The sequence below is a fragment of the Mycobacterium sp. TY814 genome (assembly GCF_030755175.1).
Lineage (GTDB): Bacteria > Actinomycetota > Actinomycetes > Mycobacteriales > Mycobacteriaceae > Mycobacterium.
Genome location: NZ_JAUFRY010000002.1, coordinates 497,993 through 510,309 on the forward strand (window position 1 = coordinate 497,993; position 12,317 = coordinate 510,309).

Below are 12,317 nucleotides of genomic sequence, written 5' to 3' on the forward strand. Positions count from 1 at the left end.
TCCGAGGCGATTTTGCGTCTGCTGGCGGGGTTCAGCGGGTCTTGCGGAACACCAGCCAGCGCATTTCGATCGGGCTCTTGTCCCGTTCGACGGGGAACACGTCGAGGCCGCTGACCCAGTCGGCGTACCAGCTGGTGGGCGGCCAAGCCCCCTGCGGCAGGTTCGCCTGCTCGTATTCGTACACCGAGTCGTCGGCCACCAGTTCCAGCGGCAACCCCTCGGACGCGGTTGCCAGCTCCTGGCGGGAGAACATGCCCGTGTACGCCTGCTGCCCGAACTCGCGAGCGGCGTCGTCGATTTCGTAGCCGTAGCGCGGCAGGAAGGTGTTGAACACCAGCTGCCCGCCGGGCGCCAGGCAGGCGGCGGCCAGCTCGAACAATCTGCGCAACTGTTGCGCTGAGCGGAAGTCCGGCACGACCTCCGACAGCAGGATCAGCTGGTAATCCTGGCGCAGGTCGTCGGTGGTCTCGAAGACGTTGCGCACGATGACCCGCACGTCCAGACCCTCGGCCCGGGCCTGCGACCGAATGATCTCGGCGAACTTCGGCGTCAGCTCCACCACGTCGACCGGGTGTCCGCGCCGGCCCAGCGGAAGAGCGTTGCGCCCCGTCCCCGCTCCGATGTCGAGCACCGGATGCGAGCGGGCGTCGGCCGCCTCGTTGGCCAGTGCCCAGATCCGGGCGTCGGGCTCGGTGCCGAACAGCGGTGGTTCGCGGGTGCTGATCCAGTTCTCGTAGGCTTCGGCGACGGTGAACCAGCGCGCGTTGACCTGATAGTGCAAGGTCGGGCCCACGGGTGCGTTGTAGCTGATGACGATGTTGGACCGTTGGGAAATCGAGTAGGCCTCGGCCAGCTGGTTCTGCAGCACGGTCCGCAGGTGGGCGAGTTCCTCGTCGTTGAACTCGCGGCCCACTCCGGCGAAGATGCGGCTGCACATCTCCACGTACTCGTCGAGCAGGCTCGGCACGGCTGGCAGCGAAATCTCGCCCGTGACCACGGAACGGCTGTAGAACCGCCGGGTCATGGCGTCTTTCCAGTCTTGTTGCTGATCTACGGCGGCCGGCAGCGAATTTTCCACAGGACTCCTTCTACACGATTCCCCGCGCGGGTGTAAGGCATTGACGCAAGACATCGGATCTTTTGAGAACTTGACGCGTGGCGCCGCGGGCCCACGGTCGTTCCTCGGCAGGTAATGCCTGATCGCGGGCTCCAGTAAGCTGGCAAACCATGCAAAAGCAGCTGCGCAGGCTGGGCGTCATGGGCGGGACGTTCGATCCCATCCATTATGGCCACCTGGTTGCTGCCAGCGAGGTCGCGCACAAGTTCTGCCTCGACGAAGTGGTGTTCGTCCCCAGCGGGCAGCCGTGGCAGAAGGACCGGCAGGTTTCGGCCGCCGAGGACCGGTATCTGATGACGGTGATCGCCACCGCCTCCAACCCCCGGTTCTCGGTGAGCCGGGTCGACATCGACCGCGGCGGTCCCACGTACACCAAAGACACGCTGCGCGACCTGCGCACTCTCAACGCGGACGCCGAGCTGTACTTCATCACCGGCGCCGACGCCCTGGCGTCCATCCTCACCTGGCAGGGCTGGGAAGAGATGTTCGAGCTGGCGCGTTTTATAGGTGTCAGTCGACCCGGCTACGAGCTTCGCCACGACCACATCACCGACGTTCTGGGCGAGCTGCCTCAGGAAGCACTGACACTGGTGGAGGTTCCCGCGCTGGCGATCTCCTCGACCGACTGCCGGCAGCGCGCTTTGGAGCGCCGCCCGCTGTGGTACCTGATGCCCGACGGCGTCGTGCAATACGTCTCCAAGCGACGCCTCTACCGAACCCCCGAGAGGAGCGAGAACCCGGCCGCCCCCAGTGTGGCCGCCGGAAACAGCACATGAGCGCACATCAAGAAGCGATCGACATGGCAACGGTGGCCGCCGCCGCCGCGGCATCGAAACTGGCCGACGACGTCCTCGTCATCGACGTCTCCGGCCAACTCGTCATCACCGACTGCTTCGTCATCGCCTCGGCGGCCAACGAACGGCAGGTCAACGCCATCGTCGACGAGGTCGAGGAGAAGATGCGCCGGGCCGGCTACAAGCCCGCCCGACGTGAAGGTGCCCGGGAGGGCCGCTGGACACTGCTGGACTACCGCGACATCGTCGTACACATCCAGCACCAGGACGACCGCAATTTCTACGCGCTCGACCGGTTGTGGGGCGACTGCCCGCTGGTGCCGGTCGACCTCGGCGACCAACGCGACGGGACCGGGGAATGAGGGCGCGCCGGCTGGTCATGCTCCGGCACGGGCAGACCGACTACAACCTCGGCAGCCGAATGCAGGGTCAGCTCGACACCGACCTGAGCGAACTGGGCCGCGCCCAGGCCGTCGCCGCGGCCGAGGTGCTGGGCAAAGTGCAACCGCTGCTGATCGTCTCCTCGGACCTGCGGCGTGCCTTCGACACGGCGACCAGGCTCGGCGAGCAGACCGGTCTGGGGGTGCAGGTCGACCCGCGGCTGCGCGAGACCCATCTCGGCGACTGGCAGGGCATGACGCACACCCAGATCGATGCCGAGGTCCCCGGCGCCCGATTGGCGTGGCGTGAGAACGCCGGCTGGGCGCCGCACGGCGGTGAAAGCCGGGTCGACGTGGCCGCCCGCAGCGTGCCATTGGTGGCCGAACTGGTTGCCGCCGCACCGGAGTGGGGTGGGCCGGGCGCGCCCGAGCGCCCGATCGTGCTGGTCGCCCACGGCGGCCTGATCGCCGCGCTGTCGGCCGCGCTGCTGAAGATCCCGGTCGCCAACTGGCCGATTCTGGGCGGGATGGGCAACTGCAGTTGGGTCCAGCTGAGCGGCCACTCGGAGGATGACGCCGGGTTCGAGGACATCCGGTGGCGACTGGACGTATGGAACGCGTCGGCGCAGGTGGCCAATGACGTCCTCTGATTCCGGCGCCAGGCCCACCCTCTTGATCTTCGCCGACTCGCTGTCCTATTACGGCCCCACTGGCGGGCTGCCTGCCGACGATCCGCGCATTTGGCCCAATATTGTTGGTGCGCAACTTGATTGGGACGTGGAGTTGATCGGCCGGATCGGCTGGACCTGCCGGGACGTGTGGTGGGCCGCCACCCAGGACCCGCGGGCCTGGGCGGCGTTGCCCAAGGCCGGTGCGGTGGTCTTCGCCACTAGTGGCATGGACTCGCTGCCGTCGGTGTGGCCCACGGCAGTGCGCGAGCTTATCCGTTACGTGCGGCCGCCGCGGTTGCGGCGCTGGGTGCGCGACGGCTACGGCTGGCTGCAGCCCCGGCTGTCGCCGGTGGCCAGATCGGCACTGCCGCCGCAACTTACCGCGTATTACCTCGAAAAGACTCGCGGCGCAATTGATTTCAACCGCCCCGGTATCCCGGTGGTGGCGTCGCTGCCGTCGGTGCATATCGCCGAGACCTACGGCAAGGCGCACCACGGGCGCGACGGCACCGTAGCGGCGATCACGCAGTGGGCCGAGGAGCAGAACATTCCGCTGGTCGATCTCAAGGCGGCGGTTGCCGAGGAGGTCATGAGCGGGCGCGCCAATCCGGACGGCATCCACTGGAATTTCGAGGCTCACCGCAGCGTCGCCGAGCTGATGCTCAAGGCGCTCGCCGAGGCCGGGATTCCGAACGAGAAGACACGCTGACCTTGACCGTCCGGGTCGTCACCGACAGCTCGTCGCGCCTACCGGCCGAATTGCGGGATCGGTGGGGGATTCGTGAGGTGCCGCTGCATATCCTGCTCGACGGCGCCGACCTGCGCGACGGCGTGGACGACGTGCCCGAAGACATTCACAAGCGTCACGCCACCACCGCGGCGGCCACCCCGGCCGAACTCGGCGCCGCCTACAAACAGGCCCTGGCCGACAGTGATGGGGACGGCGTTGTGGCCGTTCACATTTCGTCGGGTCTGTCCGGAACCTGCCGCGCCGCCGAACTGGCTGCTGCCGAATTCGGTTCCGCGGTGCGGGTTGTGGATTCCAAGTCGACGGCGATGGGTACCGGGCTGCTGGCCGTGACCGCCGCTCGGGCGGCCGCGGACGGGGCCGATCTGGACGCCGTAGCAGCCGCCGCGGCGGCCGCGGTGCGCCGCACACACGCCTACATGGTGGTGCATCGCCTGGACAACCTGCGCCGCAGTGGCCGCATCGGCGGTGCGAAGGCTTGGTTGGGCACCGCGCTGGCGCTGAAGCCGCTACTGCACATCGATGACGGGAAACTGGTTCTGGCGCAACGTATCCGGACATCCAAGGGCGCCATCGCGGCAATGGTCGACCAGGTGTGTGAGATCGTGGGCGAGCGCCAGGCCGCGCTGGCCGTGCACCACGTCGCCAATCCTGACGGCGCGCGGGAAGTTGCCGGCGCGTTGGCCGATCGGCTACCGACGTGCGAACCCGCGGTCGTGACGCCGCTGGGCCCGGTGCTGGCACTGCACGTCGGCGACCGGGCGCTGGCCGTCTGCCTGCAACTGGCCGAGTGACTGCGGCGCGTCAGACCTGCTGGACGAAGACCGTCCTGCCTATTCCGTCAGCGGTGTTCTGGAAATAGACGGGCAACAGTGAGAAGGGGTAGGACCCCGTGTTGAACACGTAATAGCCGGAACCATAGGTTGGGCCGGTCGCTGAGGTGACAACAAATGGGGTGTTATCGGCTGTGACCGTCTGCGTGTAGAGGGGCACACCGTTGATGGTGGAGACGGTGATTACCGTTCCCGCCGGCAGGTGGTTACCGATGTTGAGGCCCGGCACCAGCGACTGCGGGACGGCTCCGAGTGCACCCCCGGTATCGATGAATGCGCCGACGGTCTGCGGTAGTTCATGGTTGATCTGAACTTGCACAACGGTTCTCGGGGATCCGCCCAACCCGACATAGGGGGGCAGCGGATTGGGTCCGAACTGCATCGTGCCGCGTGGCAGGTTGACCAGCACTCCGTCGTCCAGGTGATCAGGTAGCGCTTCGATCACCGAAGTGGGGAACGGAAAGTCGTTGTTCTGGCCCACGCCGAGGTAGGCGGGCAGGGTCGACAGATCCACCGCTGTTCCGCCCAGCGAAGCCGAGGTGGCGACGCCGACGGTGGTCGGTTCCGTGACGATTCCGTTTCCGAAGTTCAGGGTGGTTTGATACGTCTGGTAATTGACTAGCAGCGTGCCGCCGTAACTGACGCTGCCCGTGCCGGTGGGGGCGCCGAGAGTGGCCAGATCGACGTAGCTCGGCGGCACTACCAGCCCGGATGCGCCGGAGTCGACGATGACGGGCGACGTCGGTCCGCCACCCACCGTGATATTCAGCATCGGGCTGCCGTACTGACCGGGATAGATCAGCGTTTGATTCGGACCCAGTGCGGTGCTGATCCCTGCGGTGCCGGGCTCGCCCAGCAGGCCGCCCCGACCGCCCATGCCGCCCACGCCGCCGGGCCCGCTGGCCCCGCCCGTGCCGCCGATACCGATCAGACCCGCCGACCCGCCCGCGCCGCCGGGCATGCCGCCGTAGAGATTGCGGCCGCCGGTGCCTCCGTTGCCCACCAACAAACCGCCCGCGCCGCCGGCGCCTCCGGCCACTCCGTAGCGGACGCTGACGCCGCCGGTGCCCCCGTTACCGAACAGCCAGCCGCCGGCTCCGCCCGGCGTTCCCACGCCTTGAGCCGTGGTGTAGCCGTCGACGCCGTCACCGAAGAGTGGGCGCCCGGTTGCCTCCAGCACCGGGTCGTTGATGAGGTGCGACACATTGGAGGCCAGGTATTTGGCGAGAGCGATTTCGGCGACGGCATATTCGCGCGCGGTTTCCAGAATCCTGACCCGGAATTGCTCGTAGGAAACGGAAAACTGCTCGGCCGCCTGCTGGTACTGCTGGCCGTGCTCGGCAAAGAAAGTCGCAATCGCCTCGGAGACCTCATCGGCGCTCGCAGCGGCCAGATTCCCGGTGCGAAGCGCCGCCGAAGTATTCATTGCCTGCAGGGCAGACCCGACGGTCTGCAGATTCGCCGTTGCGGATATCAACTGTTCCGGAGACACAAGCACGAAAGACACGGCAGCCCCCAATCGCTACGCGCTGTCGCCGGCGACAGTGCTCGAACTGTAACTCCGGAGTGGACGCTCCGGAGTTGGCCTGGTGTACGTAGCCGGATCAGACACCGCCGGGGCCGCCAGTCCCGCCCTTGCCGCCGGTGCCGCCGGTGCTGCCGACTGCGGGACCGCCCGTGACGCCGTCGCCACCACCGGTGCCTTTGCCGCCTGTACTGCCGGTGCCGCCCGTGCCGCCGGAGCCGCCGGTGCCGCCGTTGGCGCCGGCGCCGTTCGTGCCCCCGGCCCCGCTGGTGCCGCCGTCGCCGCCCTTGCCGGCGGTGCCGCCGTCACCGCCCTTCGCGCCGGTGAAGCCCGAGCTGGGCAGGCCCGCGCCGCCGGTGCCGCCGGTGCCGCCGTTCCCGGCGGCCCCGCCGTTGCCGGCCGTGCCACCGACAAAGGTCGAGCCATTGAAGCTGCCGGCGTCACCACCCCTACCGCCGTTGCCGCCGCCTCCGCCGACACCGCCCAAGGTTGGGGCATTCGTGCCTTTGCTCGAACTGCCGGTGCCGCCACTGCCGCCGGTGCCACCGCTGCCGCCGGTACCGCCGATGTTGGTCGTGACGGCGCCTGTGCTCGCGCCACCGGCCCCGCCGTCGCCGCCGCGCCCGCCGACACCGCCCTTGGCGGGGATCGACGTGGTGTTGCTGCCGCCGTTACCGCCCTGGCCGCCGCCGCCACCGTTGCCGCCCGCCGCGGTGAGGTCGCCGATGCCACCTTCGCCACCGCTGCCGCCGTTGCCGCCGGCTCCGCCCGGCGCAGCGGGACTGCCGTTGCCGCCCTTGCCACCGGAGCCGCCGTTGCCGCCGGTACCGCCGACGGCGCTGAGAGCGCCACCCTTGCCGGCGATCCCTGCGGCGCCGCCGTTGCCGCCGTCGCCGCCCCGGCCGACGTCGTCGCCGAGAGGCCCGCCGTTGCCGCCGGTGCCGCCGTTGCCCCCGTGGCCGCCGCTGCCGCTGGCGCCGTTGGTTCCACCCGGGCCGGAGTTGCCGCCGTTGCCGCCCTTGCCGCCGGCCCCGCCGCTGCCGCCCGCGTCAGCAGCGAAAGACGCGCCCGCGTTGATGCCCTGAGCGCCGTTGCCGCCGTTGCCGCCCTTGCCGCCGCCGCCGCCGTTCCCGGATGCGGCGCCGTTGCTGTTGGCGCCGGCACTGCCGCCGTTGCCGCCTACTCCGCCGGCACCGCCGGCCGGGGCGCTTACGCCGCCCGCGCCGTTGTCGGCGCCGGCGTTCCCGCCATTGCCGGCGTTGCCGCCGGTGCCACCGCTGCCGCTGACACCTCCGGTGCCGGTGGAGGTTCCGCCGTCGCCGCCCTTGCCGCCGGTACCGCCGGTGTCGCCCGCTTTGCCAGTCGCACCGGTGAGGCCGTTGCCGCCGGCGCCGCCGGCGCCGCCGTCGCCGCCTCGGCCACCACTGCCCTGCGTGCTGCCCGTGCCGGTGGCGCCGGCGTTGCCACCCGCACCGCCGGCACCGCCGGCGTTACCGGCACCGGAGCCCGTGACACCGTTGCCGCCGGTGCCGCCGTTGCCGCCCGCGCCGCCGCTGCCGGCTTTGCCGCCGATGCTCCCGGCACCGATGGCGTTACCGCCGTTGCCGCCCGCGCCGCCGTTGCCGCCCGCGTCTCCCACGGTGCCGGCCACGCCGCTGTTGCCGTGGCTGCCCTTGCCGCCAGTGCCGCCGTTGCCGCCGGCTGCGCCGCTGCCCGCGGCGGCACCGCCGGTACCCGCTTTGCCGGCGTCACCGCCATTGCCACCGGCGCCACCCGAAGGTGCCGTCACGCCGCCCTTCCCGGCGTCGGCGCCGCCGTTGCCGCCGTTGCCGCCGTCGCCACCGCTGCCTGCGCTGCCACCGGTTGTGCCGCCGTTGCCGCCGTTGCCACCGTTGCCGGCCCTGCCGCCGGCGCCGCCGACGGCTCCGCTGCCCTCGCTGACTCCGCTGACACCTCCGGTGCCGCCGTTACCGCCGCCGCCGCCCTTGCCGCCGGTGGTGCCGCCGACGCCGCCGTTACCGCCGTTGCCGCCGAGTCCGCCGACGCCGCCGTTGCCGCCGGCCAGGCCCGAATTGAGAGCCGCATCGCTGCCCGTGCCACCGGTACCGCCCGTGCCGCCCTTGCCGCCGGCGCCGCCGACGCTGCCCGTGCCTGCGGCGGTGCCGCCGACCCCGCCGGCACCGCCGTTACCGCCGCCTCTGCCGCTGTTGTCAGTGCCGGCGCCGCCGTTGCCGCCGTCTCCGCCGGCACCACCGACACCGCCCTTGCCCGCGCCGGTACCGCCTGAGCCCGCTGCGCCGGCGTTGCCGCCCTTGCCGCCGGCGCCGCCGGACGGTGCGCCGGAGCCGCCGGAGCCGAGGTCGGAGCCTGCATCACCGCCGCGGCCGCCCGCGCCGCCGTTGCCGGCATTGCCGGCCTTGCCGCCGGTACCGGAGGCGTTGCCGCCGTTGCCGCCGAGGCCGCCGGCGCCGCCCGCGCCGCCGTGGTCGCCGGCGGCGCCTACGCCGCCGGTGCCACCGGTGCCGCCGGTACCACCCGTGCCGCCGATACCACCGGCGGCACCACCGCTCGCCGCGCCCGGACGGCCACCCGCGCCGCCCCGGCCGCCCGCGCCGCCGGCGGGGGCTGTCGTGCCGCCGGTCCCGGTGTCGGTGCCTCCGGCTCCGCCGTCGCCGCCGCTGCCGCCCGATCCGCCGTTGCCCGCTTTTCCGCCGGCGCCCGAGGCGTTGCCGCCGATGCCGCCGGCCCCACCCAGACCGCCGGCATCGCCTGTCTTGCCGGCGATGTCGGTTCCGCCTCTGCCGGTAGCACCGCTGCCGCCGTCACCGCCGTTACCGCCGATGCCGCCGCTGCCTTTCGTGGTCCCGGTACCTGCCGTGCCGGCGTTGCCGCCGTTTCCGCCGGCACCGCCCGCCGGCGCGGTGGCCCCGCCGCCGCCGATGTCGGCACCGCCCTTTCCGCCGTGGCCGCCGTTGCCCCCATCGCCGGCCTTGCCGCCGATGCTGCCGGTGCCGGTCGCGTTGCCGCCGTTGCCTCCAGTGCCGCCGTTGCCGCCGGCGGTTCCGGCTGCGCCGGCCGCACCCTCGCTGCCTTTACCGCCGTTGCCGCCGGTACCGCCGTTGCCGCCGGTGCCGCCACTGCCGGCGACGGCTCCGTTACCGCCGGTGCCGGCGTTGCCGCCGGTGCCGCCGTTGCCCCCGGTGCCGCCACTGCTGCCTGCAGCGGAGTAACCGGTGCCCCCGTTGCCGCCGGCGCCGCCGTTGCCGGCCTTTCCGCCGATGCTGCCCTTACCCGCGGCGTTGCCGCCATTTCCGCCGGCGCCGCCGGCGCCGCCGTGATCACCGGTCGTCCCGACGCCACCAGCGTTGCCGTTCGCGCCTTTGCCGCCGGCCCCGCCGGCGCCGCCGACGCCGCCGCTGCCAACGGTGTCGCCGTTGCCGCCGTTGCCGGCGTCGCCGCCGTTGCCTCCTTTGCCGCCGGCCGGGGCGGTGGCTCCGCCCGTGCCGGTGTCGGCCCCGCCATCACCACCGGTCCCGCCGGCCCCGCCGTTGCCGGCTTTGCCGCCGATGCCGCCGGTGCCGGTGGCGTTGCCGCCGTTGCCGCCGGCCCCGCCACGGGCACCGTCGGTCCCGGCGCTGCCGGCCGCGCCGGCATTACCGTTTCCGCCGTTTCCGCCGTTGCCGCCGCTGCCACCGGCGCCTCCGACGCCCGCGCCCGCGTTGCCGCCGTTGCCGCCCGCACCACCGTTGGTGCCGGGTGCCCCCGCAGCGGTGAGACCGTTGCCGCCATTGCCGCCGGCACCACCATCTCCGGCTTTGCCGCCGGTACCGGTGGCGCCGCCGCTCCCGCCGTTACCGCCGGTCCCGCCGTCGCCGCCGGCGTCGCCCGCAGCGCCGATGACAGTGCTCGCGTTGCCGTCGGCGCCTCGGCCGCCGGCTCCGCCGTCGCCGCCGTTGCCCCCATGCCCTGCGGCTTTGCCACCGGTGCCGGCCTGGCCGGCGTCACCCCCGTGGCCGCCATTGCCGCCGGACGGCGCCGTCGCGCCACCCGTGCCAGTGTCGTTACCCGCGTTGCCGCCGTTACCACCCGCGCCGCCGTTGCCGGCGTTGCCGCCGGTGCCATTGACGCCGGCGGCACCACCGTTACCGCCGGCGCCGCCGCTGCCGCCTTTGGTTCCGTTGGCGCCGAGCGCGCCGTTTCCGCCAACGCCGCCGTTTCCACCGTTTCCGCCGCTACCCCCGGTGCCGCCGCCACCCTGAACGGCGCCACTACCCGCGACACCGGCGTTTCCGCCGTTCCCGCCGGCGCCGCCTTTGCTCCCGGGTAGGCCAGAGGTGGCTTTGCCGCCACCGGCACCGCCCTTGCCGCCGTCTCCGCCGTTGCCGGCATTGCCGCCGGTCCCGGTAACGCCGCCGCTGCCGCCATTGCCGCCGGCCCCGCCGGCGCCACCGTTGTCACCGGCTCCGGAGACTCCGCCCGCGGCACCGTCTCCGCCTCCGCCACCGGCACCGCCGTTACCCCCGACACCGCCGCGACCCGCGGTTAAACCGGTGCCCGCCTTGCCGGCGTCGCCACCGTTACCGCCGGCCCCTCCGGACGGAGCGGTCAACCCCCCGCCGCCGCTGGTACTTGAGTAGCCTTTTCCACCGGAACCTCCGGCGCCGCCATTGCCGGCGTTGCCGCCGGTGCCCATCGCGCCGCCATCGCCGCCGTTGCCGCCGATACCCCCGTTGCCACCGGCGAACCCGGCCTTGCCGGACCCGCCGTTGACGCCGCTGCTCCCGTCCCCGCCGTTGCCGCCGTGACCCCCGGTACCGCCGTGGCCCGTTGCGGCGCCGGTACCTGCGGCCCCCGCCGCGCCACCGTTTCCGCCGGCGCCGCCGGCGCTGCCGGCTCCGTTGCTGGCGCCGGCCTTTCCGCCGTCACCGCCGGCACCGCCGTTTCCGGCGTTGCCGCCGATGCCGGTGGTACCCGCGCCACCGGCTCCGCCTGCGCCGCCGTCGCCGCCCTGACCACCGCCGCCGCCTTGCAGACCGGAGCCGGTAGCGGCGATGCCACCGTTGCCGCCGTGACCGCCGGCGCCCCCGACCCCACCGCTGCCCGCGGTGCCGCCCGCTCCGGAGCTGCCGCCCGCCCCGCCGGCGCCGCCGCGGCCGCCCGCGAACCCGGTCGCGCCCACAGCGCCGCCGGCGCCGTCGGCTCCGGCACCGCCGGCCCCGCCATTGCCGCCGCGACCGAAGCCACCGCCTCCGACACCGGTGCCGCCGGCTCCGGCATCGCCGCCGTGCCCGCCCGCCCCGCCGTCGCCACCGGCCCCGGGGGTGCTGATGCCCGCTCCACCCGCACCACCGACACCGCCGTCACCGCCGACCCCCGCGACGCCCAATTTTCCTGCGATGCTTCCCGGTCCGCCGGCGCCGCCGACGCCGCCGGCTCCACCTGCTCCGCCCGCAGCACCCGGAAGGCCGGCACCACCCGCCCCGCCGACACCGCCCGCACCGCCGGCGCCCCCGCTGGCCAGACCCAACATCTGGCTGGCACCGCCGGCCCCGCCGCTTCCGCCGGCGCCGCCGGCTTGCCCCGCGGCGCCGGGCGCACCCGCCCCACCCGCGCCGCCGGTGCCGGCGAAACCGGTCGTCGTTCCACCATTGCCGCCGCGCCCACCGTCGCCCCCGCGCCCACCCGGGGTGACGGCATCGCCACCGGCACCGCCGGCGCCCCCATTGCCGTTGGCGCCGGCATTGCCGCCGGCGCCGCCCTGCTGGCCCGGCGCGCCGGAACCACCCCTGCCGCCGTTGCCGGACACCCAGCCACCGTCGCCGCCGTTCTCACCAGTGCCCGCCCTGCCGTCCGCGCCGTCGCCGATGATCGGCCGGTCCGTCAGCAGTTCGCTGGGGGCATTGACGAGGCCCATCAGGCCCGTCGCCAGCGGGCTGTCCAACAGCGGTTGCAGCAGCCCGGCGTTGCCGAACTCGATGCGCTCATACGCCGCCGCGCCCCGCTGGAATGCCTGGACAAACTGGTCATTCGCCGCTGCGGCCTGCGCGCTGGCCGCCTGGTATTCCTGGCCGAAGGTGCCGAACAGTCGCGCGATCGCCGCCGAGACCTCGTCGGCGGCCGCGGCCGCGATGCCCGTCGTCGGCGACGCCGCGGCCGCGCTGGCGGCCCGGATCGACTCGCCGATGTCGAACAGGTTCGTCGACGCCGCGGCCAGGGCCGCCGGTGTTGCAATGACGTAAGACATCGGCA

8 protein-coding genes are annotated in these 12,317 nt (G+C 73.0%); 5 read left to right on the top strand and 3 right to left on the bottom strand.

From position 1 onward, the window contains the following. Nucleotides 1-31 precede the first annotated feature (31 nt). Complete coding sequence (locus tag QXH22_RS16015; protein ID WP_306246343.1) at nt 32-1,024, bottom strand: bifunctional 2-polyprenyl-6-hydroxyphenol methylase/3-demethylubiquinol 3-O-methyltransferase UbiG; 993 nt, start codon at nt 1,022-1,024, stop codon at nt 32-34. 203 nt (nt 1,025-1,227) lie between these two features. On the opposite strand from QXH22_RS16015, the gene nadD reads away from it, so the two are divergent. From nadD to QXH22_RS16040, 5 genes are read left to right on the top strand one after another with little or no spacing between them, the layout of a single operon-like run. Next, nucleotides 1,228-1,893, top strand: coding sequence for a nicotinate-nucleotide adenylyltransferase (gene nadD / locus QXH22_RS16020; protein ID WP_306276278.1), 666 nt, complete (start codon nt 1,228-1,230; stop codon nt 1,891-1,893). Beyond that, nucleotides 1,890-2,273 carry a ribosome silencing factor gene (gene rsfS / locus QXH22_RS16025; protein ID WP_306244585.1) on the top strand — a complete coding sequence of 128 codons (384 nt, stop codon included), beginning with the start codon at nt 1,890-1,892 and terminating at the stop codon, nt 2,271-2,273. The genes nadD and rsfS overlap by 4 nt, the downstream gene beginning before the upstream one ends. Then, a complete protein-coding gene (gene gpgP / locus QXH22_RS16030) occupies nt 2,270-2,941 on the top strand; it encodes a glucosyl-3-phosphoglycerate phosphatase (protein WP_306244584.1) in 672 nt (223 codons plus the stop codon). Before rsfS ends, gpgP begins: the two co-directional genes overlap by 4 nt. Then, on the top strand, nt 2,928-3,671 hold the full coding sequence (gene octT / locus QXH22_RS16035) for a diglucosylglycerate octanoyltransferase (protein WP_306244583.1): 744 nt from the start codon (nt 2,928-2,930) through the stop codon (nt 3,669-3,671). Before gpgP ends, octT begins: the two co-directional genes overlap by 14 nt. 2 nt (nt 3,672-3,673) lie before the next feature. Continuing rightward, on the top strand, nt 3,674-4,504 hold the full coding sequence (locus QXH22_RS16040) for a DegV family protein (RefSeq protein ID WP_306244582.1): 831 nt from the start codon (nt 3,674-3,676) through the stop codon (nt 4,502-4,504). A 10-nt stretch (nt 4,505-4,514) separates the two neighbouring features. Here QXH22_RS16040 and QXH22_RS16045 read toward each other — a convergent pair whose 3' ends face one another. Further along, a complete protein-coding gene (locus QXH22_RS16045) occupies nt 4,515-6,050 on the bottom strand; it encodes a PecA family PE domain-processing aspartic protease (RefSeq protein ID WP_306276279.1) in 1,536 nt (511 codons plus the stop codon). Nucleotides 6,051-6,147: 97 nt separating this feature from the next. Continuing rightward, entirely contained in the window at nt 6,148-12,312 is a 6,165-nt protein-coding gene (locus tag QXH22_RS16050) for a PE domain-containing protein (RefSeq protein ID WP_306276281.1), read from the bottom strand. Nucleotides 12,313-12,317 lie beyond the last annotated feature (5 nt).

Bases quoted from the DNA above. Each gene is read 5' to 3' on its own strand.
- rsfS (WP_306244585.1), top strand. From the start codon at position 1,890: ATGAGCGCACATCAAGAAGCGATCGACATGGCAACGGTGGCCGCCGCC.
- gpgP (WP_306244584.1), top strand. From the start codon at position 2,270: ATGAGGGCGCGCCGGCTGGTCATGCTCCGGCACGGGCAGACCGACTAC.
- QXH22_RS16050 (WP_306276281.1), bottom strand. From the start codon at position 12,312: ATGTCTTACGTCATTGCAACACCGGCGGCCCTGGCCGCGGCGTCGACG.
- nadD (WP_306276278.1), top strand. From the start codon at position 1,228: ATGCAAAAGCAGCTGCGCAGGCTGGGCGTCATGGGCGGGACGTTCGAT.
- QXH22_RS16015 (WP_306246343.1), bottom strand. From the start codon at position 1,024: ATGACCCGGCGGTTCTACAGCCGTTCCGTGGTCACGGGCGAGATTTCG.
- octT (WP_306244583.1), top strand. From the start codon at position 2,928: ATGACGTCCTCTGATTCCGGCGCCAGGCCCACCCTCTTGATCTTCGCC.